The sequence below is a fragment of the Sinorhizobium sp. 8-89 genome (genome assembly GCF_030124325.1).
In the GTDB taxonomy this organism is placed as follows: domain Bacteria; phylum Pseudomonadota; class Alphaproteobacteria; order Rhizobiales; family Rhizobiaceae; genus Sinorhizobium.
Map to the genome: position 1 here is coordinate 1 of NZ_JASKLR010000044.1, position 23,472 is coordinate 23,472.

The 23,472-nt window shown below is 58.3% G+C and carries 23 protein-coding genes and 2 pseudogenes; 12 read left to right on the forward strand and 13 right to left on the reverse strand.

Going from position 1 to position 23,472, the window contains the following annotated elements; translation table 11 throughout:
• Positions 1-443: 443 nt before the first annotated feature.
• The gene (locus tag QN219_RS32155) at positions 444-1,706 is read right to left on the reverse strand and encodes a D-amino acid dehydrogenase (RefSeq protein ID WP_284004458.1); all 1,263 of its coding nucleotides are present in this window, start codon (positions 1,704-1,706) and stop codon (positions 444-446) included.
• A 562-nt stretch (positions 1,707-2,268) separates the two neighbouring features.
• Between QN219_RS32155 and QN219_RS32160 the strand changes: the two genes are divergently transcribed.
• From QN219_RS32160 to QN219_RS32175, 3 genes are all read left to right on the forward strand, one after another.
• Entirely contained in the window at positions 2,269-2,568 is a 300-nt protein-coding gene (locus QN219_RS32160) for a DUF736 domain-containing protein (RefSeq protein WP_284004459.1), read from the forward strand.
• A gap of 268 nt (positions 2,569-2,836) precedes the next feature.
• The gene (locus QN219_RS32170; RefSeq protein WP_284004460.1) at positions 2,837-3,172 is read left to right on the forward strand and encodes a hypothetical protein; all 336 of its coding nucleotides are present in this window, start codon (positions 2,837-2,839) and stop codon (positions 3,170-3,172) included.
• A 182-nt stretch (positions 3,173-3,354) separates the two neighbouring features.
• Complete coding sequence (locus QN219_RS32175) at positions 3,355-3,618, forward strand: hypothetical protein (protein ID WP_284004461.1); 264 nt, start codon at positions 3,355-3,357, stop codon at positions 3,616-3,618.
• A gap of 93 nt (positions 3,619-3,711) precedes the next feature.
• Here the strand turns inward: QN219_RS32175 and QN219_RS32180 are convergent, their stop codons facing one another.
• Entirely contained in the window at positions 3,712-4,317 is a 606-nt protein-coding gene (locus tag QN219_RS32180) for a TetR/AcrR family transcriptional regulator (RefSeq protein ID WP_284004462.1), read from the reverse strand.
• 244 nt (positions 4,318-4,561) lie between these two features.
• On the opposite strand from QN219_RS32180, the gene QN219_RS32185 reads away from it, so the two are divergent.
• Both QN219_RS32185 and QN219_RS32190 read left to right on the forward strand, forming a co-directional pair.
• Entirely contained in the window at positions 4,562-5,764 is a 1,203-nt protein-coding gene (locus tag QN219_RS32185) for a 3-keto-5-aminohexanoate cleavage protein (protein ID WP_284004463.1), read from the forward strand.
• Positions 5,757-6,912: pseudogene (locus tag QN219_RS32190) on the forward strand (amidohydrolase family protein); the annotation flags it as partial. The gene QN219_RS32185 and the pseudogene QN219_RS32190, both read left to right, overlap by 8 nt.
• A gap of 170 nt (positions 6,913-7,082) precedes the next feature.
• Here the strand turns inward: QN219_RS32190 and istB are convergent.
• The 11 genes and pseudogenes from istB to QN219_RS32240 form a co-directional block, all read right to left on the reverse strand.
• Positions 7,083-7,838, reverse strand: a complete 756-nt coding sequence (istB, locus tag QN219_RS32195) for an IS21-like element helper ATPase IstB (protein ID WP_284004464.1) — start codon at positions 7,836-7,838, stop codon at positions 7,083-7,085.
• Between the two features lie 14 nt (positions 7,839-7,852).
• A complete protein-coding gene (locus QN219_RS32200) occupies positions 7,853-8,281 on the reverse strand; it encodes a hypothetical protein (RefSeq protein ID WP_284004465.1) in 429 nt (142 codons plus the stop codon).
• Positions 8,282-8,284: 3 nt separating this feature from the next.
• Positions 8,285-8,347: pseudogene (locus tag QN219_RS34440) on the reverse strand (hypothetical protein); the annotation flags it as partial.
• 878 nt (positions 8,348-9,225) lie between these two features.
• Entirely contained in the window at positions 9,226-10,341 is a 1,116-nt protein-coding gene (locus tag QN219_RS32205) for a hypothetical protein (RefSeq protein ID WP_284004466.1), read from the reverse strand.
• A gap of 124 nt (positions 10,342-10,465) precedes the next feature.
• Positions 10,466-11,338 carry an endonuclease/exonuclease/phosphatase family protein gene (locus tag QN219_RS32210; protein WP_284004467.1) on the reverse strand — a complete coding sequence of 291 codons (873 nt, stop codon included), beginning with the start codon at positions 11,336-11,338 and terminating at the stop codon, positions 10,466-10,468.
• Positions 11,339-11,372: 34 nt separating this feature from the next.
• On the reverse strand, positions 11,373-12,251 hold the full coding sequence (locus QN219_RS32215; protein WP_284004469.1) for a metallophosphoesterase: 879 nt from the start codon (positions 12,249-12,251) through the stop codon (positions 11,373-11,375).
• Between the two features lie 34 nt (positions 12,252-12,285).
• Positions 12,286-13,530, reverse strand: a complete 1,245-nt coding sequence (locus tag QN219_RS32220) for an extracellular solute-binding protein (protein WP_284004470.1) — start codon at positions 13,528-13,530, stop codon at positions 12,286-12,288.
• A 51-nt stretch (positions 13,531-13,581) separates the two neighbouring features.
• Entirely contained in the window at positions 13,582-14,823 is a 1,242-nt protein-coding gene (locus QN219_RS32225) for an ABC transporter substrate-binding protein (RefSeq protein ID WP_284004471.1), read from the reverse strand.
• A 28-nt stretch (positions 14,824-14,851) separates the two neighbouring features.
• Positions 14,852-15,697, reverse strand: coding sequence for a carbohydrate ABC transporter permease (locus QN219_RS32230; protein ID WP_284004473.1), 846 nt, complete (start codon positions 15,695-15,697; stop codon positions 14,852-14,854).
• The gene (locus tag QN219_RS32235) at positions 15,694-16,650 is read right to left on the reverse strand and encodes a sugar ABC transporter permease (RefSeq protein WP_284004474.1); all 957 of its coding nucleotides are present in this window, start codon (positions 16,648-16,650) and stop codon (positions 15,694-15,696) included. Before QN219_RS32235 ends, QN219_RS32230 begins: the two co-directional genes overlap by 4 nt.
• A complete protein-coding gene (locus tag QN219_RS32240; RefSeq protein WP_284004476.1) occupies positions 16,647-17,834 on the reverse strand; it encodes an ABC transporter ATP-binding protein in 1,188 nt (395 codons plus the stop codon). Before QN219_RS32240 ends, QN219_RS32235 begins: the two co-directional genes overlap by 4 nt.
• 137 nt (positions 17,835-17,971) lie before the next feature.
• Between QN219_RS32240 and phnF the strand changes: the two genes are divergently transcribed.
• The 7 genes from phnF to QN219_RS32275 all read left to right on the forward strand — a co-directional run.
• The gene (gene phnF / locus QN219_RS32245) at positions 17,972-18,769 is read left to right on the forward strand and encodes a phosphonate metabolism transcriptional regulator PhnF (protein WP_284004477.1); all 798 of its coding nucleotides are present in this window, start codon (positions 17,972-17,974) and stop codon (positions 18,767-18,769) included.
• Positions 18,770-18,929: 160 nt separating this feature from the next.
• On the forward strand, positions 18,930-20,072 hold the full coding sequence (locus QN219_RS32250; protein ID WP_284004478.1) for an alpha-D-ribose 1-methylphosphonate 5-triphosphate diphosphatase: 1,143 nt from the start codon (positions 18,930-18,932) through the stop codon (positions 20,070-20,072).
• Positions 20,073-20,103: 31 nt separating this feature from the next.
• Positions 20,104-20,586 (forward strand): phosphonate C-P lyase system protein PhnG, encoded by a 483-nt coding sequence (phnG, locus tag QN219_RS32255; protein ID WP_284004479.1) that lies wholly within the window; start codon positions 20,104-20,106, stop codon positions 20,584-20,586.
• Positions 20,583-21,215 (forward strand): phosphonate C-P lyase system protein PhnH, encoded by a 633-nt coding sequence (phnH, locus tag QN219_RS32260; RefSeq protein ID WP_284004481.1) that lies wholly within the window; start codon positions 20,583-20,585, stop codon positions 21,213-21,215. Before phnG ends, phnH begins: the two co-directional genes overlap by 4 nt.
• The gene (locus tag QN219_RS32265; protein WP_284004482.1) at positions 21,216-22,325 is read left to right on the forward strand and encodes a carbon-phosphorus lyase complex subunit PhnI; all 1,110 of its coding nucleotides are present in this window, start codon (positions 21,216-21,218) and stop codon (positions 22,323-22,325) included. It begins immediately after the preceding gene.
• Positions 22,322-23,227 (forward strand): alpha-D-ribose 1-methylphosphonate 5-phosphate C-P-lyase PhnJ, encoded by a 906-nt coding sequence (locus tag QN219_RS32270; RefSeq protein ID WP_284004483.1) that lies wholly within the window; start codon positions 22,322-22,324, stop codon positions 23,225-23,227. The genes QN219_RS32265 and QN219_RS32270 overlap by 4 nt, the downstream gene beginning before the upstream one ends.
• Positions 23,224-23,472, forward strand: a 249-nt coding sequence (locus QN219_RS32275) for an ATP-binding cassette domain-containing protein (protein WP_284004484.1), incomplete at its 3' end; no start/stop codon positions are given. The genes QN219_RS32270 and QN219_RS32275, both read left to right, overlap by 4 nt.

The window sequence follows — 23,472 nt, forward strand, 5'->3', positions numbered from 1 at the left end:
CGCAAACCTCGCCTAAGACACGTCGCTAACGACGTCGTTAAAGACGTGTCTTAGGCCATCACGACGATAGCCGGCAGGCGGTGACAATCGGGCGGTTACAAATCATCGGTGGGTCGGTGGTGCCGTTTTCGGATCGAGATCAGGTTGGAGCTACATTGCAAGGTTTAGGAGACCCGCGCGTCGAAGCACGAAGTGAACCATCCGCGGTTCACCCCTGTGATGTAGATGAGTAGCAAGAAGCGAGCAACTGGAAGCATTGATCGCTGGTTGTGCAATTGGTCTACCCGCCAACGATCGCGGGCGGGTTGTCGTGCTCCGGGCGCGTGAGATTTTTTGTGCCTTAGGCTCGGTCACGTTGCGGCCGAGCTCGTTACGACTTGCCTGCGATAGTTAAGAGCGGAGTTGCGCTATGCGCGCCACTCGGTATGGAAAACACGAGCTCGTCAGAGCGCATAGTCACTTGGTTTGACGCGATTGTTCAACACGCGACCATGGGTTACGAAATCCGCCGTCAGCTTTGCCGAGCCACAGGACATTGTCCATCCAAGGGGTCCATGACCGGTGTTGAGGAAGAGATTGATGTACGGCGTTGGGCCGACGAGAGGGGGGCCGCCAGGCGTCATCGGTCGCAGGCCCGACCAATTCAGCGCTGCTTCGGTATCTACGTGCAACGCCATCGCTGGCAATATCTTGAGAACGTCGTTAAGCACGCGGCGTCCCTCCTTGGCGTCGACACGCGTGTTATATCTGGCAAACTCAGCTTTGCCGCCCATCCGTAAGCGGTCTCCCATCGGGACCATCATCGCGTGATAGCCGTCGTCCATGACCGGGCGTGTCGGTCCCCCCTTCCAGCCGTTCAGTGGTAAGGTAACAGAGTATCCTTTGATCGGAATAATCGGCAGATTGATACCGAGAGGACGGGCGAATATGGGGCTGTAACTTCCAAGCGACAGCACATACGCATCGGCGCGAATATCGCCCTCAGAGGTGCGCACATGGGATATCCGTGATGACGATTCCTTGACTATTTCCAACACGTTAGTGTTCGTCAAGAATTCAGTGCCCAGCGATGTCGCGAGGCGCGCCATCTCGTTTGTAAACTTGTGCGCATCACCGCTTTCATCGTCAGGAAAGAAGACAGCACCGATATAGCGGTCTATTACGTCTTTCAAACATGGCTCTTTCTCAAGAATTTGCCCTTGATCGAGCACTTCGAAATTGACGCCCCATTCTTGCATTTCGCTGCACATCTGGACGAACTCGGCCATGCGTCCATCTCGAGGAAAAACCCGTATCGTGCCACGTGTGGTCTGATCGTAATCGAGGGTTGAAGTCTTGCGGATGTTCCGTAACGTTTCCAGACTCAGACTAGCGATCCTGATATTTGCGATCATATTGGCTTTGTGACGCTCGTAAGTCGAGTTCGCTAAAAACTTAAGGCCCCATGCAACGATCGACGGTACGGCGCTAGGGTTGATTTTCAGCGTGGAATTGCTGTCGAAGAGCATCTTGCCCAGACGCTTGATCGTGCCGGGCGAATTCCACGGACTCGAATCGCTTGGGGTCATTAGACCTCCGTTGGCGAAACTTGTTTCCATACCCGGCCGATCACAGCGGTCTACAACAGTCACCTCATGCCCGTCTTTCGCAAGCATATAAGCTGTTGCGCTACCCACGACACCAGCACCTAGTACGGCTACCTTCATCTCTTCCAACCTCCAGATTCACATCGTACGCCACGGCTAGGCTGGCAAGCTATAGAACGCCAGCATCGACATTTCCCGAGATATGTCTTCCAAGCGACCCTCGCATGCGGTCTTGCCCCACTCTGAAACGGTCGCTGCTAAACATTCGCGGTAAGCTCTCGAGCGCCTGGATAAACGCAACTGGTCGTCCAATGACATTGCATTATAATATTGCATATTGCAATGCGCAAACGGCGTCAAGCCGTCGGTGGAGTTCGACTAGGGCAACGAATGCCATCGCCATTGCCAACTCCTTTACCCCCAGTCACCGGCGCTCCCTTTCGCGGGCTCGATGAGGCATGTCTGACCGGAGACCGGCTTCGCCTCGATCGTCTTCCCGCAACGGTCGTCGCAGCTTTCTTCCCCTGGGCGCCATGCGCTCATTCCTCGCGAAGCAACAAAGCCGCTCCTGGCCGCCCTCCATTCATTCCGGCCATTCTGGTGCGGCCCGATCGTCCCCGGTCCAACGACCGTCATCGAGATCGCGATAGGCGTGATCCGATCAGCAAAAGGATGTTGCACCATGGCTACCATCGGCACTTTCACCCGCTCCGCAACCGGCGAAATCTCGGGTTCGGTCAGGACCCTCACCCTCAACGTCAAGGCCACCATCAAGCCCTGCGACCGTGACAACGAACGCGCCCCCGACTTCCGCGTCACCGCAGGGGGTGTCGAGTTCGGAGCAGGCTGGAGCCGCACCGCCCGCGAAACGGGCGCCGAATATCTCTCGCTCAAGCTCGACGATCCCTCCTTCACGGCGCCGGTCTACGCCTCTCTCGTTCAGGGTGACAAGGGCGAGCACAAGCTAATCTGGTCCCGCTGACCAGCCCAACGGGCGCTCCGCTCACAGCGGGGCGCCCCTTCCACTCCCTCGGAATTATGCGGAGCAGAACCAGCCGCAACCGCCGACAAATCCGGCCTTCAGCAGCTAGCACTCCGCAAAATCCCGCTCTCTGCATAATCGCAATTTTGCGGTGCACCGCAAAACGTCGAATTCGGAGCCGCTTGGAAGAAGCAGTCCGACAAGGGCAACGCCTATCTCTCCGTCAAGCTGGACGAGCTATCCTGGCTTCCACCATTACGGCAGTCTGATGGAAGCGCTGTCCGAGAAGAACCAGGCCATGATGGAAGCGGGCACTCACCCCTATGGCGATTTGCCCGTGCTGCCCGAGCCGATCAAGCTCAGTCTGGAAAAATTGATGGCGAGTGCCGCCGAACTGGAACGGGGCTATCAATCCGCGGTGGATTCCGGTCGCTTTCCCGACCACATCAACGAACTCATGGAGTTAAAGCATCGCTGGGCCGACGACTTGCAAAGCGTGGTCCGTCTCTTCCAGTCATCTGATGTGCCGCTGCGCTCGCAAGCCGTGGTGCAACAGGTTCTTAAAACGATGGCCGAGCGGATCAATCGACTCGATCAAGGGTGACGTGTTTTCGGGATAACAGGGGTTCCGTGGAGATTTCTGCAATAACACCCGCTTAGCGAAAAGCGCCAACTTGGCGAACAGCAGCCGCCGATTGGTCGCAACAGAGCCGAGCGATAAAGACGCGAAGTCGTGATACAAGTATCTCTCAAACGAGAGTCAGCCTTACAGGGCAGGATGCGGCGATGCTGAAAACCGATACCCGCCAAGCGAATTGGCGCCGTGCCAATCCGGGCAAATATGATGCCCACCTTGCTGTACAGCGAGCAGTCAAAGCAGGCGAACTGGAAAAGCAAACGTGTGAGGTCTGCGGGGTAGAAGCGGTCGATGCCCATCATGATCAATACGACGAGCCCTTAAAGGTACGGTGGTTATGCCGACGGCATCACACGCGTCTTCACCACTATGGCGAAGACATGTTTCCGATCAGAAGTGCAGCTGACGACTGAGACCCAGCCCCGTGGCTTGCCTCGGATGTGTACAGGCCAAGTCGTTCCCAGAGCGTTAGCGCCGAGTTTTCGCTACGAAATCCAACGGAAGCCTCAATTGTCCAGCGAGGTTACTCTGTCGTAATATTGCAGTGTTTGGTTGACAACTGCGAGCAGACGTTCCCTAGGCATGCCGTCCTCAGCCTGGACTGAAAGACCTTGCAGTACGGTCGTGATGAAATCGGCAAGCGCGACAACGTCCGTGGACCGACGAATCTCGCCGGCATCTTGACCGAGCCGCAAGCGCTCTAACACTGAGGTAACCCGCTGTTTTCGCTGCTCGGATAGCCAGGCGACCAAATCGTCGCTCTCGGCTCCCATACGGAGCCCTAGCGAAACAATCATGCAGCCTCGTGGTCTGTCCCAACTTGTGAAGAGCATAGCTGCGTCTTTCAGCATTCGTACAATAGCAGTGCGTGAACTCGGCTCCTCCTTTAGCGCGCGAGAGGCGAAACCACCTTCATTTGCGTTGTAGTCAAGAATTGCCTCTCGAAACATGTCGGCCTTCGTGCCGAAGGTTGAATAGAGGCTAGCCGATGCGACGCCGGTCGCATCGATTAGATCGATCATCGTCGTCGCTTCAAAGCCCTTTTTCCAAAAGACTTCTCGCATCTTCCGCAACGCGGTTGTCTTATTGAATTCGCGCGGTCTTCCAGCCATCGTTCCCGTTCTCTCTCCCTGTCACGAAACTGTCTCTTGACTTGCTCTCGTGCCTTCGCCAATTCTAGATTGTCCAATCTTTAATAGGAAGTTCGGATGTCCTCGTAAGTTTCGGAGCGCGTTTGCCATGCCGTTATCGCCAAAATCACTGATCCTTGGTTGTGCATCTACGGGCGCAAAATTCACGCCCAGGAACCATTTGCCGTGCGGAGACCCTGTTATCGACGCGGTCTGCACCGGGAAAATGATCAAGACGAGCACACAAGACCTGCTAGATGAGGCCGCAGCTCTCTACCAAAGAGGATGCAGATATTACCATCTGCATGCACGCAATCCACGGACAAATGAGCAAACGACCCAGAATGACGTCTATAGCTCTGTAAGTCGTGGTATCCAGCAGCGTTGCCCTTCCATGCTGCTCAGCTTCGGAGCCAGCCGAAACGGCTGCGAAGTGCAGGGAGCGGTTCAACAGAAGGGAGAATGGGAGCGAGTTAGCCAGTGCTCGCTGTCGCTGAAGGATGGAGGGGCGCATTTCGTCACCATCCAAGCCGCCGTTGAACTTCAGATCATTTGCGACCTCGAACGGCGGGGATTTGCGCTGAACGAGGAGACGATCGACAGCAAGGAATTTCAACGGATAATCCACCAGCATCGGCCCTCCACGGATGCCGTCGATATAAATCTTTCGACGCATTCGACAGCAAAGGGCGCCAATTACGGAAAGACATCCGCGTCGATTCAGTTTGAAAACTATCGCAAGGCGATCCTCACCCGCGATGATGTCGGACTGTTTCATGAGGTGGAATGGGTCCAGCTCGAGCGCAGTTACGCGATGACCCGCTACGCAATCGAGCACCCGGCGCTCGGCCTCGGGCGCTCGGGTCAACTGAATATCATCCTGTTATTTGGGTTTTCGCCGCGCCTGCCGTTTCCGGCGACCTACCGGGATTTCAAGCGCGTCGTTCGCCTAGCGAAATCATTGGAATATAATCTTGGAAACCCGCAGAAGAAGCTCCGTCATGTCAGCGTTACGGTAGGGGCCGCGGTTCTTCCCCGACAAGCTGCCGAGCACTTCAAGCAACCTGATGTGGGACGATACCAGGCAGACAGGAAATGTGCCCTTCGCCGCCTGGCCATCTATGCCTCCCAACCAGACAGCGAAGTTGACGTTCTTAGGTATGGGCTGGAGGATACGCCCTACACACTCGACGGCCAAGGCAGAGTACAGCTTTGCGACAACCAGACTCTTCACGACGTCGTTGAGCAAGAAATCATATCGCAAAACGTCGCCGTAATTACCGAAGCACGCCATGTTCTGGATCGGGTTGGCCCAGCGCGCAGCCACATCCCCAGCATGCATCATCACATCGGCTATCGGCCGGACATGCACGACCCATACCTCGACTTGAGCAAGTTCCACGTAGCCGCGGTGGAACGCCATGTCTAAAAAGCGGGTCATTCAAAATATTGGGCTTTTGCTATCTGGCGATCTTCAAAATCCGATTCTGGATGCGGATACCATCCTCATTGAGGATGGTATCATCACTCAAGTCGGTTTGCTCTCCAACTGCGACTGCGAACAGGCCGACCTCGTTATAGACGCCTGCGGATTGACAGTTGCTCCCGGACTCATCGACGGGCATGTCCACCCGACTTTCGGCGAATATTCGCCACGGGCCAACCATTCGCATTGGATTTCCCACTGCCTGCAGGGCGGCGTCACTACGATGGTTTCGGCGGGCGAGGTTCATGTTCCCGGCCGCCCCATCGATCCAATTGGCACGAAGGCACTTGCGATAGCAGCTCAACGGTCGTTTTCACTTGCTCGGCCAGGGGGCGCCAAGGTCATCGCTGGCGCTCCTCTGCTCAGCGAGGATCTGAGGCGCGAGGACTTTGTCGAAATGGCACAGGCCGGCATCCGGCTGCTTGGAGAGGTCGGCATCGGAACCGTTAGCGATGTCAAAGTGGCCAAGCAGATGGTCGCGTGGGCGCGCGAGACCGGCATTCAGAGCCTTACCCACACCGGCGGCCCTTCAATTCCCGGTTCTCGCTTGATGCAATGCGACGATTCTGGAAATCGATCCGGATGTCATTGGTCATATCAATGGTGGCCACACTGCCCTTCCCAGACCTCAAATCTGCCGCTTGTGTGAACAGAGCAGCCGCGCTCTTGAACTGGTGCATAATGGCAACGAGGCGGCGGCGTTGCACGTTCTCAGAATCGTACGCGAGCATGGTTCATTAGCGCGGATTGTTCTTGGGACCGACTCCCCTTCTGGATCAGGTGTCCTGTCACTGGGCATGCTTCGCTTGGTCTGCTTCATCAGCAGCATTGGCGAGGTTCCGCCGGAACAGGCATTCTGCCTCGCCACCGGAAACACGGCACGCGTGCGGAATCTCAACACCGGTCTTATCGAGGCCGGTCGTGAAGCCGACCTGCTGATCCTCTCCAAACCCTTGGGAGGGGACGGGAAGCATGTCTTAGACAGTATGAGCCTCGGTGATCTTCCAAGTATTGCGATGGTTCTCGTCGATGGCGAGATAGTCGTCCACCCTTCGGCCAATACACCGCCTGCAGAAAAACTTCCGAAAATACAAAAGTCTAACTGTTATCAGAGTGCGTATTCCGGTGATGCCGGACGGCTATTCCAATCTGAAGCCGGACAGGTATTCCAATCTCATGCCGGACACGATTCCGATTTGAAGCCGGACAGTTGGCGTGCCCCTGGGTCGTATGTGTTTTTGACCTGAACTGCGTTTCGCGGTCAAGCCGGAGTTGCTTGACCGGTGGTCACGGCTTTCTGTTTTCGCATACTCTCGCCGCTGAGCTCGATGCGATAGGCATTGTGTACGAGGCGGTCGAGGATGGCATCGGCAATGGTTGGGTTGCCGATCATGTCGTACCAGTGATCGATGGGGACTTGGCTTGTGACGATGGTGGATCGCTTCTCGTAGCGGTCCTCGATGATTTCCAGGAGATCGCGACGCTGCTCGTCGTTGAGCTTCTCCGGACCCCAGTCGTCGAGGATGAGCAGGTCGGTTCTGGCCAGGGCCTTTAGGACCTTCGGATATCTGCCGTCGCCGCGCGCCAGGGCAAGTGTGGCGAAGAGCCTGGGGAGGCGATGATAGGCAACGGAGAGGTCCTCTCGGCATGCCTTGTGTCCAAGAGCGCAGGCAAGCCAGCTCTTTCCGACGCCGGCGGGTCCGATCAACAGCAGGCTGTGGCGCTGCCTGACCCAGTCACAGCCGGCCAGCTTCATGAAGAGATTGCGGTCGAGGCCGCGGGCGGCGCGGAAGTCGATATTCTCGATCTGGGCGTCGTGGCGCAGCTTGGCGGCGCGGGCTCTCGCCTCGAAGCGCTTCTGTCGGCGGGTGGTCGCCTCGCGTTCGAGAAGTAGGGCAAGCCATTCGCCATGCCCGAGGCTTCTGGCTTCCGTTTGCATCTCGAGCTCCTGATAGGCGCTTGCCATGCCTGTCAGGCCGAGTTCGCGCAGCATGTCGATGGTTGGGTTGATCAGCATCGTTGGGTGTCTCCTCAATGAAAGTAGCCGGGACCGCGCAGATTGACGTGCTCCATGACGGCGGCGGGTTCGGTGGAATGCCGTGCGCTCTTGTGGGTGGCGATGAGCGAGGTGATGGTCTTGCAGGTCAATCCGCCGATCTCGACGGCGCGCGCCGAAACGGCCTCGGCGCGGTCGCGGGTGATGTCGCGATAAAGGCGCAGGATGCCCAAGCATGTTCTGAAGCCTTGTTCCGGATGCGGACGGCTGGCGAGAATGGCGACGACCAGTCCTTCGGTCTGCGGACCGATGGACGCGCCCCAGCGCCGGAAGCGCTCCGGTGTCCACTCGGCATAGCGGCGATGGGAGCTGGGCATGTGCGCGGGATCTGTTCCATAGCGCGGGCCGCCATAGCGGCGCTGATGCGCAGCGACGCGTTTGCCGCGATGGAAGATCTCGATCATGCGTGCGGTCGCCCGGATATCGACCTGCTGACGGATGAGGGCGTGCGGAACGGAATAGAAGAAGCTCTGGAACTCGACATGATAATCCGTCGAGACCCGCGCAAAGCGCCATTCGGCGACTCGTAATCCTCGGCGGGCAGGCTCGCGAGCGCCGCGCGTTCAACCGTTTCGAAGAGATGGCGGCGGCTGACACCCAACCGGCGCATGACATGATTGTTGATGCGCTCCAGCACCTCGGCGATCGCGGCATTGGCCTCGGCGAGCGAGAAGAAAGTCTGCTTGCGTAAGCGGCCGAGAAGGCAATCCGCCCATCCGGCTAGGCAGCCGGGCAAGCCTATGAGCAGAATTCGAAGAAGAAACAAATGCCAATGTGGTCGAGGCGCAATATCTCTTCTGCGTCGAAAATCACTTTCGATACAAAGGCAACCTCATCCAGCAAGCGGAACATTACTACTCCGTAAAGCTGGACAGGCGCGACATCGAAAGCCGAGAAGCGCACCTGAAGCAAGTGTGGATACCGTTGTCTCAGTTCGGACAAGTAGACGTAAGGCCAATGGCCGTTAGGGATGCTGTCGCCGACGGAAGCTACATGACCACACGGCATATTGTTCAAATGCCGGACTAAACCTCATCACCCGTTCGGCTGAAAGGTGACGGTCTCCGTTAGAGTGTCATTTCGCCCTTTGCCGGAACCGACCCCCAGCAGCCGAAGCAAGTGGATGTGCCGCCGCAACCATGCCGGTCAACGAGAGCAGCGTCGGTAGCTAGCCGTCCATTGTCTGTAATCCTTTCTTGTTGGCTTGGGTTAGGCCGACCTGCCGGTGGGTCGGTTTGCAATAATCTCGATAGCGTATCGCAGGTCATCGCGGGTGTTGGGAGCAACGAGGGACAAGCGCACGAAATTTGGCATCTGTACGCATGTACCTAGAGCCGCCCCCCATGTGTTAGCCCGCTCGCCCCTCTGCATCGGAAATTTTCCTCAGTAACGAGGTTACCGCTTCCAACTCGTTCAGCAGTTCGCCGATGTGGGCCGAGGTCGCTGCGGCTCCTGCCTCACCGACAAAGAAAAAGTGCCCACCGTCTTGGAAACGCGTCAGCCTGCGGGGGAGGTCCTGCATTAACGAGCGGAGTTCACCCCACTCATCCGGCGATATTTCCTTCAGTATGCCAGGTGGAAGCCCGTGGTAGATCCTGCGCGAATTGAAAAATGCGAACGCGGCCTGGTCCGTCAGGGCGTGTTTCGCGTCAGATGGCAAGGTCGGCACGATGCTTGCTGTCAATGCATAGTCGGCGAAATCAAGTGAACCCAGATCGGCGATGGCGTCATTTATCGCATTTGCCAATTTGCCATTTCGAAATCGTGTCGCCTCGCCCCGCAGATTGATTGGGCAATTCGCAAAATAGTGGTGCCAACATATCTCTTGGGTAAAAAGAGGCTGCCCCGTTGAGCCCATGATTTGGGTCAGTTCATCCGTCCAGCGCTGGTAATATGGTATGCCGTTAGGCGCACACTCCGTCACAGCCCAAAGCGAGTCCTGTGTCAGGGATATGCGATCGTCAGAAATCGGAGCGAGGCCGGGAAGCGGTGCATTCGCCGCCAGGGATATGAAACCTAGTACCCTCAGTCCAATTGCAGTCGCGCTCCGATTAAATGATTGGGACATGCGTCCCGCCATACTCCAGCCAACCAGGAGAACGTCAGGGGTGAGACCCTCGCGCCGTATGACTTCTGCCGCAATCGAAGCGACGCTGCAGCCCCAGTCACTCACGGTCATCTCGGGATAGACGCGGCCGAATGCCGGGTGATCAGAGGGATATGACTGCACCAAGACATTATATCCAGCGGTCTGGAGGTTGCCGCACAGAAAGTCCGTCGGCTCCGTTCCAGGATGTCCGTAGGCGATTCTACCTAGGAAACCACCGCCAGGCACAAATACGAGGAGGGGTTTTTTACAGTCGCTGCGGAAAAATCTGCATATTGCTGGAAAACCAGCGCCCTCCGCTATCCATTCATGGGGGAAGAGTGAGCCTGATGGGCAGACGTGTTTTTCGATCGTCATTAGTGGCCTCAATTTACCAAGGCAAAACTGGAACTGGGGAGCAAGAATTCTTCGTGCGCTGGCGCTTATGGCCTGTGACACCGACCGCAAAGTTGTTGATGACGCAGACAAATTCTCCGGTTCATCAGATGTCAAATGTCACGATCAGGGGCTGATGATCGGATGCGTCGACGTCACTTAGCACCTCCGCGGATTTCAATTGAGGGGCTAGCGCCGAGCTTGCGAAAACATAGTCTATTCGTTTGCCAGTCTTCGCATGCCAGTCGCGATAGGCCGTATGACCTTCGTCCGCAGCATTGCCAGCCGCTACCCACGTGTCAACGAACGCGTCCGGAAGGTGAAGGCGGCCATACATGTGGCTCGTGCCCCCCGCAAGCATCGAATAGACTGGGCTGCTCGGCGTGAAGTTCAAGTCGCCCATTAGCAGCGCATTGGTTGGCACATCTGGCGGCGGTTCCTCCAACCATGTCTTATCGGGGTGGTCGCCATTCATGACTGGGCCCTCAATGATCGCCCGTCGGTGCACATCGAGAGCGAACGCAGCATGAATGCTACGCTCTTCGTCGCAGAGATGTGAAAAATGACTTGTGTAGACCCGGAGCGGCCCGATCGCGGTCTCGATTGTGGCCTCCGTGATCCCCCTTTGAATAGAGTGAGCATTTAATGGATTCAGTTTCGGAAGGAGAAATGTTCGGGTGGCCAGAATTGGCCACCTCGAGAAAATGGCGTTACCAAATTGACGCCTAACGTACCGAACGGACCCGTCCGAACTGAGCAAACGCTTGTGCACGTCGACTGTTGCACCGAAGATGGTAAAGAACCCGAGATGCTTCGCGATGTGCTCGACTTGGTTGATGTTGCCGGATCGACCCCAGTGCGCCTCGATCTCCTGGAGGCAGATTATATCAGCTTCAGGTAGCGCCTGGATGGTTCGGTCGATATCGTAGCGGTCATCACGACCCTTGCCATATTGGATATTATAAGTAATCACTCGCATTCATTTCGGTCCTCGGCATAAGCTAGACAGGCGATCAGATCCCGGCCAACGCATGCTGCTTCGGTTTGAGGTCATTCAAAACATTCGCTGGCGTCGAGCGCAGCGTGCCGAATCGTGACAGGATGTCCGTCACGTCGATTGGGCCGAGCGCTGCATCCATATTATGGCGCCAACTGAGTTCGTTCTCAGCCAGAGTGAATGACAACCATCCAACAGATTTCGGCACTCCCCGAACCGTCGCACTATGCACAATACATGTTGCGGGGGCCCAGACCATCTCGAAGGCTCCATCAATGACGTGCCTGTGGCAATGCAAATGTCCCGATGCGACGGCGCGGAGATTTGCTCCCTGGACCAGATCAGCAAATTTTTGGCGTCCCTCGCGGGAAATCACCCAACTCGGTGTGTCATCTTCGTCGAGGCTATCGAGGCACAGCGGTTTATGTAGAAACAGAAGGATTGGTCCGTCGAAGGAGTCGATTTCTTGGCGCAGCCATTGCGATTGCTCAATTTCGGCCGGCAGTCCACTCGCCAGGAGCATGCTATTGATGCCGACGACTTTCCAGCCTCCGATGTCCGCGCTCCACCAATCTTTTCCATAATGATCGAGGAACCGCTGGCGGCGACCGGTCGTGATGGGCTGTCCTTGATATGGTTGATCAAGCGAGTCTCCGAGGTCGTGATTTCCGGGAACCAGACGCCAGTTCGCTGGGATCCGTTCCAATTGCCGCCTCGAAAAGTCGTGTGCTAGGTCGTCATCGGGATTGTCGAGGACCACGTCGCCGCTGACGACAACCAAATCGGGTTTTTCCTGCTCGACAATTCGCAGGCAATGCTCCCAATTCAGGATTGTCTGGCGGATATTCTCTGACAGATGCAAGTCAGAGAATTGTAGTATAGTCGGTCTACTCATCTTTATATCCTGTTTATAGAGAATCTTAATCGCCTTATTGGGGAAGGAGAGCATTCACGTCTGCCGCAAGCGTCCGCATTGCCTCTGCTGGACTTTCCTTGAGGGTGGCAACAGCTTCGCTTTTATTTTCGATCAGGCTGACGATCTTGTTGGCGTTGGGCCCGGGAAAACCAAACCAATTAATGATGAGATGGCGCCCTTCAAGCAGCGCCCGCTGATTTGGCCGCTCGCGATAGTAGGATCCAAGCAATTCTTCGCGTTCCTTGTCGCTCAAACTCAACGGCAACGCTCCCGTTTTTTTCACCATAATTGCTTGACCAATTGGCCCGGAAGCGAATTTGATGAAATCCCACGCCGCTTTTTGGCGGTCGGGATCCTTGGACAGCAACATCATCGCGTTGCCGCCAGCCGGAAGCCTGCCATCCGGCGAGTCGACGGGGTGCAGCCCGATGCCAATCTCGAAACGGTCCTTTGCTTTCTCTTCCATGCCTGGCAGGAGACTGCTGGCATCGACAAGGATACCGAGCTTGCCGGCGACGAAGGCCTGGCGCGCCTGATCCTTGGTCATATCGGTCATGCCTGCCTGCCCGAATCTCTCAAGCAGGTTAAAGGCAAGCTCCCCGGCGCGCTGATCGAACGCGGTCGATTCCTCTTCAGGCGTCATCATCCGCCCGCCGAAGCTGTCCACGAGAGCCTGAAAGGGCCAGTCGGTGTTCTTGTAGATATAATAGAAGCCGGACGTATTATCTCCGAGATCAGACATCTTGCGGCCTAGATCCAATATCCCGTCCCATGTCGTTGGCAGTTTCTTTGGGTCGCTGCCTGCTTTTTTGACGAGGTCCAGGTTGAAGAACACCACTGGCATGGAGGTCCAGAATGGGACAGCATATGTCTGCCCTTTGACCTGCCCGAGGGACTGGAGGGCGGGAGAGCGGGTAAGCTCGCCTCCGGACGCTTCAATGAAGTGGTTCAGAGAAACTGCCAGACCCTGATCAACAAGCACGCGAATTTGGCTATAGGCTTGGAAGGAGATGTCAGGAACATGGCCGGTCATACTCTCTCTCAAGATTTGTTGTGTCAGCTCTGGATAGCTCGGTGCTGCCCGAAGTTTAACTTGCACCGATGGGTTCTGCTGCATGTATGCATCAGCGACTGCCTGATAAATCGGCATCGTTGCCGCAGGTGCGACGCCGACTTCGATTGTGGTATCGGAAGCGAATGTCGGTTCCGAAGAAAATAAGGCAAGCGAAATTCCGGCAGCTAAAAGAGCAGCGCGCATCGCATGTCTCCCTGTAGATTGAGTTGAGTGTCGTTTCGTAGAATGCTGTAGTCACTGCTGTGGCACGAGCCGTTGAACGGCGGATCGCATGCACGCAAGCGTGTCGGTCGAAGAGGTCTTGCCGTTGATTGCGGCTTGCAAGCAGTTACGTATTTCGTCCGAGATGCGGACGCTATTTTCACCTGGGAACTCGAATACAGGTGCGGAGTGGGCCTTCGCTGCCATCGCGACGCTGTAATTCGGATTGGCTTTGAGAAAGTCGCCGAGCAGATCGGCGCGATTTACGGCCGTGTCGTTAAGGGGAATGTAGCCCGTGGCTTTTGTGGAAATTGTCTGTCCCTCCGGCCCGACGACGAACTTGATGTATTCCCAAGCTGCCTTTTCCTTGACCGGATCCTTCGTCAGGATAACGGCGCTACTGCCACCGAGCGGTACGCGTCCAATTTTCGCCGAAACGGGGAGCGGTGCGACCCCGAGCTCAAACTTGTCGCCAATTTGCTGTGCAAGTTTCCCAAGAATGGAACTCGAGCTGACGTGGAGCCCGATAGTTCCAGCTGCAAAAGCTTGCCGTGCCTGATCGCGGGACATATCGACCATGCCAGCGCCCACGAAGCGGCGCAGGAGATCGATAGCTGCCACACCTTCCGGCCCGTCGAAAGTGATTTCCTTTTTCGCGGGATCCATCAGATCTCCGCCTGCGCCCATGACCAAAGCCTGAAACGCACCATTGTTCGGCAGGTCATAGTCGATGTGGCCGCCGATCTTCCCCGATTGATGAATCGTGTCTATCAGTCTTTCGATCCCGCTCCATGAATCGGGGAAGGTGTCGAAACCCGCCGCGCTGGTCAGCTGCTTGTTGTAGAATATGACTGGAGTCGATAGCTGGAACGGAATGCTCCATTGATGATTGCCGGATTTGCCGAGCGGCAGAATGCCCTCGCTGTATCCGAGGTCTTTCCACGCAGGGTCGGAGGCTATATTTGCGTCCATCGGCTGGAGTAGACCGCGATCAGCCAGAACAGAGACTCTGTTCAGCGGAAAGAACGCGACGTCAGGCATGCCGCCCGTGATAGCCTTTCGAAGAGTTTGCTGCAGCAATTCGTCATATTCGCGGACAGGTGGAGCGAGCGCGATCTTGATTCCAGGGTGTTCTGCCTCAAAGCGCTGCACAATTTCCTTGTGCATGATCTCCAAGATCGGGCCTGCGTAACTGACTTGCAGTGTTACGTCCGCTGCCATCGCGCTACTGGCGCCGAGCAATGAAGCACACGCCAATGTAGTAATAAGACGCATGGTGGTTCTCCTGTTGAGCGAAAGTTGACTATTTCGTACTTCCTGCCGTCAGGCCCTCGACGAACCATCTTTGGGCGGCGATGAACGCGATGATGAGGGGAGCGACGACGACGGTGGATGCGGCCATCAGCGGACCATAGTCGTTGCCGGCCTCTTCATTCTTGAAGGCCATGATGCCGAGCGGCGGCGGCATGAGGGACTGGTCGCGTACAGCGATCAGCGGCCAGAACAGGCTGTTCCAGTGACCGACGACGGAGAAAATGCCGAAGGCGATGATCGCTGGTAGCGACATCGGCACCATGATCCTCCAGACGATGGCAAGCTCCGACAGACCGTCGAGGCGAGCGGCGTGCACCACGTCGTCGGGAATGGTCTTGAAGAACTGCCGGAACAGGAAGATGCCGAACGGCGAGACCACATACGGGAAGATCAGGGCCGCATAGGTGTTGAGGATGCCGATCTGGTAGCCGAGGATGAACAGCGGCAGGGACAGGACCTCGTGCGGCAGGATCAGCGCGACCAGCACCAGCGCGAACATCAGGTTCTTGCCGGGAAAGTCGAGCTTGGCCAGGGCATAGGCCGCTGGCGCGCAAACGGCGACCTGGGCGACGACAATCAGTCCGCAGACGATGACGCCGTTCAGCATGTACTGTGGCAGCGGTGCTTCTGTCAGAGCCCTGGTATAGTTTTCGATGCCGAAGAAATGCTCAGGCCAGAAGGAGAAGGAAGCGCGAAAGATCTCGCCCGGCGGCTTGATCGACAGCGAGATCATCCAGACGAAGGGGACGAGGATCACCGCGCCGGTGATCAGCAGGATGGCATGACGGGTGATGGCCGCAGGCGAGCCAAGGCCGTGGGTCGCGGATATGCTCATTGGTAGTGAACCCTTTTGTCCATCACGCGCGCCTGAACCAGCGTCAGCGCGACGACGATGAAGAGGAAGACGACGGCGACAGAGGCGCCATAACCGGTGCGCAGATATTCAAAGCTCTCGCGGTAAAGCGTATAGAGCAGCATCTCGGAGGCATGACCCGGTCCGCCTTGCGTCAGCACCTGCACGGTGTCGAAGGTCTCGAAAGCCTTGAGCGCGACGACGATGAAGACGAACATGGCGACGGGACCGAGCATCGGCAGGGTCACGGTGCGCAGCCGGTCGAACCAGAGATCGGCGCCATCGATGTCGGCCGCATCGTAGAAGTCCTGCGGGATAGCCTTGAGGCCGGCGAGAAACAGCACCATGGCATAGCCGAGGTTTTGCCAGATGCCGATCATCGCAAGGATCGGCAGCACTGTGTTCTCGTCACGCAGCCAGTTGGCACTCGGCAGGCCAAGGCCGGCAAGCGTCTGGTTGACGAGACCGATAGTGGGATGCAGCAGCGCCTCCCAGGCGATCGCCATGGCCGTCAGCGTCGCCATGAAGGGGAGGAAATGGATGGCCCGGTAGAAGGCACGGCACGACTTGCCGCTCTCGATCAAGAGCGCGATCGCGAGACCGAGCACGATCGTGCCGGGCACGACGATCACGACGTAAAGGAGCGTGTTGGCAAGTGAGGCGCGGAAACCTTGGTCGGCGACGACCTCACGGAAGTTGGCCAGGCCGACAAAGGAAAGCGTGCTGGCGCCGAACTGCCAGTCGGTCAGCGCGATGGCGAAGACGGACAGCACCGGCAGGAAGAACAGCACGACCAGCAGGACGAGCGCCGGACCTGCGAGAGACCAGGCCGACAGGACCTCGGCAATGCGCTGATTGCGCAGCGCCCTGCGGGCTGCAGCGGTGTCGGTCCGAATGCCGGCTTCTTGCGGCGCCGTCGGGGACGCGACGGTCATTGCACGCGCTCCTTCATCCGCAGCACCTTTGCATCGCTTTGGTCGCCGCCCCGCAGCCTTCGGCCATCGGCGGCGAACATGAGCAGCCGGTCCGGCTTGACGCCGAGATGCAGGGTCTGGCCCGGGGCGATATGCGGCGCGCGCTCGGCCAGCAGCCGGGCGACGACCGGCTGATCCATTCCAGGAACATTCAGATGGACGAAGAGGTCTGAGCCCATGTGCTCGACGAGCCGCACCGCACCGGTGAGCACGTTCAAGCCGCCGGCATCGACGAGATGGAACGCCTCCGGTCGAATGCCGAGGGTCAAGCCTGTGCCATGAGCCGCGTCGGCGGCAACAGCGAAGGTCGTGCCGGCCACGTCGACCAGCGCGCCATCTCGCAGTTTCCCATCGAGCATGTTGATCTTGGGCGAGCCGATGAACTCGGCGGCGCGGCGATCGTCCGGATCGGCATAGATCTCCTGCGGCGGAGCGACCTGCAGCAACTCACCGTCGAGCATCACCGCGACACGATCCGACATGGTCATCGCCTCCGACTGGTCATGGGTGACATAGACGAAGGTGACGCCGAGCCGCTGGTGCAGCTCCTTGATCTCGGCGCGCATCTGCACCCGGAGCTTCGCGTCGAGATTGGACAGCGGCTCATCCATCAGGAAGACGGCGGGCTTACGCACCATGGCGCGGCCGACAGCGACGCGTTGACGCTGGCCGCCGGAGAGCTGGCCGGGCTTGCGGGCGAGCAGATGGCCGATGCCGAGCGCCTTGGCCGTGCGCATCACGTCGAGCTCGATCTCTGCTGCTGTCGCCTTGGTTCCGGGCAAGAAGCGGCCCAGCAACGGCAGGCGCTGCCACGGAGAGAGCCGCCGCATCCTGAGTGGCACGCTCATGTTCTCTTGCACGGTCATGTGCGGATAGAGCGCGTAGGACTGGAACACCATGGCCACGTCGCGTTTCTTCGGACGAACGCCATCGACGAGGCGATCGCCGATTGCCACCGATCCGCCCGTCTGCACCTCAAGGCCCGCCAGAATGCGCAGCAGCGTCGATTTCCCACAGCCCGACGGCCCGAGCAGGGTCAGGAACTCACCATCGGCAATGTTCAGCGAAACCTGGCGCAGAACGGACGTCGCGCCAAAAGATTTGCCAATGCGCTCGAAGCGGATGCCGCTTTTAGAACCCGTCATGGATCCCTGGTAGATTTGAGACTTCATTCGTTCCTCAAGGTGATTGAGTGGGCGATGTCATTTAGTGGTTTACACCACTTAAAGATATGGTATAAACCTCTTGAAAACGACACATACGGGACTTTTGTGAACGGTTCATGACAACACGGCACGACGAATTGGCGCTGGACGACCTCCAGGACAGCACGGGCGAGACCAATGGTGAGGCGCGCGATCAGGACGGCTCATCAATGCCGCTGTGGCGGCAGATCGAGACGACGCTCAAGGATTGGATAAGCTCCGACCGCTATCCGCCGGGATCACAATTGCCGCCGGACCGACAGATCGCTGAAATAGTCGGTGCGAACCGGCTCACAGTGCGTCGCGCTCTTTCATCCTTGTCGCAACAGGGCGTACTGAGGATTGAGCACGGCGTCGGCACTTTTGTGGAACGCCGCATTCAGTACAACTTCGGTGAGCGGGTACGATTCAATAAGAACCTCAAAGCCAATAGCTTTGCGCCAAGCCGTAAGATCGGTGGCATAAAAATCATCGAGGCAGATGAGCGGATTGCCGAAAAGCTCGAGATCGATGTTGGCATGGCGGTCATTCGGGTCGAGATTGTTGGTCACGCCAGCAATGTTCCGATTGGTGTCGGCTCCAAATATTTTCCTTATCTCAGATTCCCGAATCTGATGTCCGTGTTTGAAAAAACACAATCATTCTCCGAAGCCTTTCGTCATTTCGGCGTCGAAGATTACGTCCGCAAATATACCAACGTTATTGGTCGCATGCCGACACCTGCCGAGGCGCGGGCCTTGCGGCAATCGAACATATCCGTGGTCCTGGCCTACGAGAGCGTTGACGTCGATCTCGAGGGTAAACCGATTTCCTATCAGGAGGGCTGCTTCAGCGGCGACCGCGTCATGTTTTCGATGGAAAACGATATGCCGTGATCGAGAAATTATCCGCCGACAGTCAGGCCCAATCGAAGTTCCACTTGGCCGACTCCAGCCAGCAATCGTTCCATCAGTCGTTCTGACGGGAACGCCAGAAACTCCCATTGTCACCTAACCGCCGTCCTCCCACGGAAACGGCTCTGCAGAGAGATCGTCAATGAACATGAAATTAACAAACGCCCGGATCGTGCAGGTCGACCGTGTTCTCGAAGGCAACCTGGAAATCCAGGACGGCTTGGTGTCGTCGATCGATAGTGAACGGGTGAGCCAGATTGATGTGCTCGACTGCGAAGGCGACTTCCTGCTGCCCGGCTTGATCGACCTGCACACCGACAATGTCGAACAGTTCATGTTTCCGCGCCCGGGCGTCAAATGGCCCGCACCGCTCGCTGCGGTGCTTGCACACGATTGGGAGTTGCTCGGCAGCGGCATCACGACCGTGCTCGATGCGCTCGCGCTCGGCGACTACGATAGCGGCGGTGTTCGCCCCGCGATGGTGAACGCGGTGACCGCAGGGCTGGCGCAGGCGCGTGCAGCCGGTCTTCTCAAGGCCGACCACTATCTTCACTTCCGTTGCGAACTCTCCGATCCGGCCCTGCTACCGGCTGTCGAGCGGCACATCGACAATCCCGCCCTCAGGCTCGTCAGCATGATGGACCACACGCCCGGCCAGCGGCAGTGGCACAATCTGACGCTTTACCGCGAGTTCCGCCGCAAGAAGAACGCCCGGGTCTGGACGGAGGACGAATTCGCGCTCTACATCGCCGAGCGCCGCGAGCACCAACAGCAATATGTCCCGCCGGGCCGTTCGACCATTGGGCGTCTCTGCCGCGAGCGCAATATCCGCGTCGCCAGCCACGACGACACGACAGCTGCGGACGTCGATCAATCTCATGCCGACGGCATCACCATCAGCGAGTTTCCGACGACGGTCGAGGCGGCGAAGCGCGCCCGCGACCTCGGTATGAAGATCGTCATGGGTTCGCCCAACGTCATCCTCGGCGGGTCGCATTCTGGCAATGTCAGCGCGATGGAGCTTGCCGACCGTGGTCTCCTCGACGTGCTCACCTCCGACTACGTGCCGGGAAGCCTGCTGCACGCCGCATTTGCTCTCGCGGGGAAGGGCTTCGATCTCCCCGAGGCGGTCGCCATGGTGACGAAGAACCCCGCTGACTTGCTTGGTTTTACCGATCGCGGCCGCATTGCTCCTGGCCTTCGCGCCGACTTGATCCGGGTGCGTCTCATCGACGGCGTGCCGGTGATCCGCAACATCTGGGTCGCCGGGCGTCAGTATCTCTAACGGGTTCCCCAAGCCCAAAGGATTTAAAATTATGAACTCAATTATCAAGATGGAAGCGGAACGGGCTGCCATCGCGCAGCGATCCGACTGGCTCGGCATCCTGTCACGTAGCATCGGCGGTGAACTCGAAGCCTTGGCGACCGACCTGACCTCCGGATTGGCATTTGAATGGTTGAGAGCCCCTCACGTCGGCTTGGTAATGGTGCGCGGTCGCGCGGGCGGCACTGGCAACGTGTTCAATCTTGGCGAGATGACGGTAACCCGCGCTTCGGTCCGGTTGGAAGACGGCACAGTCGGGCATGGCTACGCTCATGGCCGCGACCAGCGCCAGGCGGAACTGGCAGCGATCGTCGATGCGCTGCTGCAGCTGCCGGACCGTCATGACGAGATCATGGCAAAGGTGATCGCGCCGCTGCGCCAAAAAGCCGAAGCACGGCGTCTCGAACAGAGCCGCAAGGCCGCAGCCACCAAGGTCGAGTTCTTCACCTTGGTTCGTGGGGAGAATCCGGCATGACAATACAATCTTCAACATCCTTGCGCGCCGTCACCTCCTACGATGCTTCGCTCAAACCCGGCTTTATCGATCCGGTCTTCGATGCCCAGGCGGTGTTTCGCGCAAGCCTGCTGGCGACCGCCTATCCCGGCCGCGTCGTGTCGCTTGATCGCAGCTTTACGGCTCCAAGGCCATTCAGCCCTGCAACCGCGGCGCTCTGCCTGACGCTGATGGATTTCGAGACGCCGACCTGGCTTGACCACCAGACGTCATGCGCCGAAGCAGCCCAATGGCTGGGCTTCCATTGCGGCCTTGCCGTCGCCGAGGGTCCTATGGCAGCTCGCTTCGCCATCGTCACCGATCCGCTGACCATGCCGCGCCTCTTCGAGTTTCATCCGGGCAACGTCGAATATCCTGATCGCTCGACGACGCTGATCATCCAGGTTCCGTCGCTTACGGAGGGACCTCCGACCGCCTGGACCGGCCCCGGTATCAAGACGAGCGCTACCGTCGGCATCGGCGACCTGCCCTTCTGGTTCTGGTCCGACTGGGATCTGAACGGGGAACTCTATCCGCGCGGGATCGATGTTTTGTTCACGAACGGCAATGCCCTGATGGGCTTGCCGCGCACAATCACAGTGGAGGCTTAAATGGCTTATGTTGCCGTCAAGGGTGGCGAACAGGCCATCCTCAACACCCACAGGCTGATCTCCGAGACCCGCCGTGGCAATCAGGCCCTTGCCGAACTGACGCTTGCCCAAATCAGCGCGCAGTTCGGCCTTGCCGTCGACCGGGTGATGGCGGAAGGCTCGATTTATGACCGCGAGCTTGCCGCCCTTGCTCTCAAGCAAGCGCAGGGAGACATGATCGAAGCGATCTTCCTCCTGCGCGCCTATCGCACCACACTGCCCCGCATCGCCGCGTCCGAACCGGTTGACACATCGGAAATGGCGATCCGCCGGCGCGTCTCGGCGACGTTCAAGGACATTCCGGGCGGTCAGGTGCTCGGCCCGACCTATGACTATACCCACCGGTTACTCGACTTTGCCTTGGCGGCCGAAGGTCTCGAACGATCGCAGGCGGTTGTCGCTGCTGCCCCCCTTGATGAGCAAGTCCCTCAGGTGATCGACCTGCTCGACAGCGAAGGGCTGATCGAGGAGGAGAGCGATGACGGCCAGGAGGAGGTATTCGATCTCACCCGCGAGCCGATGCGCTTTCCGGCTGGTCGCGACCAGCGCCTGCAAAACCTGGCGCGCGGCGACGAGGGTTTCGTGCTCGGGCTCGCCTATTCGACCCTGCGCGGCTATGGGCACAACCATCCCTTCGTCGGTGAACTGAGGCTTGGTGAAGTGATGGTCGAGATTGTGCCCGAGGAGCTCGGCTTCCCGGTCGCGATCGCTGAGATCACCGTCACCGAATGCCAGATGATCAACCAGTTCCGCGGCAGCGCCGAGAAACCGCCGCAGTTCACCCGGGGTTACGGCCTGACCTTTGGCCATAACGAACGCAAGGTGATGGCCATGTCGCTGGTCGACCGGGCAATGCGTGCCCGCGAGCTCGGCGAGGATGTGCGCTATCCGGCCCAGGACGAGGAATTCGTACTCTCCCATGCGGACAATGTCGAGGCGAACGGCTTCGTCACGCATTTCAAGCTGCCGCATTACGTCGATTTCCAGGGGGAACTGCAACTTGTTCGGCAACTGCGGGCAGAACACGAAGCAACCCGCGAAGCGGCACAGATGAAGGAGGCCGCCGAATGAGTGCCAGCATAACCACCAATCACAACGACAGTGGCTACAACTTCGCCTATCTCGACGAGCAAACCAAGCGGATGATCCGCCGTTCGCTGCTGAAGGCCCTGTCCATTCCCGGCTACCAGGTGCCCTTCGGCGGCCGCGAAATGCCGCTCGCCTATGGTTGGGGCACCGGCGGCATTCAGGTGACGGCAGCCGTCATCGGGCCCGACGACCGGCTCAAGGTGATCGATCAGGGCGCTGACGACACCACCAATGCCGTCTCCATCCGGCGCTTCTTCGAGACGGTCGCCGACGTCGCCGTCACCGAATCCACCGAAGACGCGACCATCGTTCAGACCCGCCACCGCATTCCCGAGACGCCGCTGAAAGAAGACCAGATTCTTGTCTATCAGGTGCCGCAGCCTGAGCCTTTGAAGAAGATCGATCCGCGCGAAACCGAGACCCGCAAGATGCATGCCTATGGCGAGTACGGCGCCATGCAGGTGACCCTCTACGAAGACATCGCCCGCTTTGGCCGCATCGCCAAGGCCTATGACTATCCGGCCATCGTCAACGGCAGGCATCTGATGTCGCCCTCGCCGATCCCGAAGTTCGACAATCCGAAGATGGAGAACAATCCGGCCATCCAGCTGTTCGGCGCCGGACGCGAGAAACGCATCTATGCCATCCCACCCTATACCTCGGTCCGCAGCCTCGATTTCGACGACCACCCCTTCGAGGTGCAGAGCTGGAAGGGATGCTGCGCGCTCTGCGGCTCGACGGAGAGCTACCTCGACGAGGTGATCACCGACGACAAGGGCTCGCGCATGTTCGTCTGCTCGGACACCGATTTCTGCAACACGCGGCAAGCCGAGAAAACTGCAACCGCCGTGGCGGACGACCAGGCTTCGGGAGAAGAAGCATGACCACGAATGCGATCCGCAAGCTCGCCCAGAAGCCGCCACTGCTTGAAGTCTCCGGCCTTTGCAAGTCCTATGGCGGCCAGATCGGCTGCCGCGATGTGTCCTTCGCGATCCGGCCCGGCGAGGTGCTTGGCATCGTCGGCGAAAGTGGTTCCGGCAAGTCGACGCTTCTCGCCTGCCTCTCCGGCCGACTGACCCCCTATGCCGGCACGATCACCTATGACATGAAGGACCGTGGGGCGGTCGAC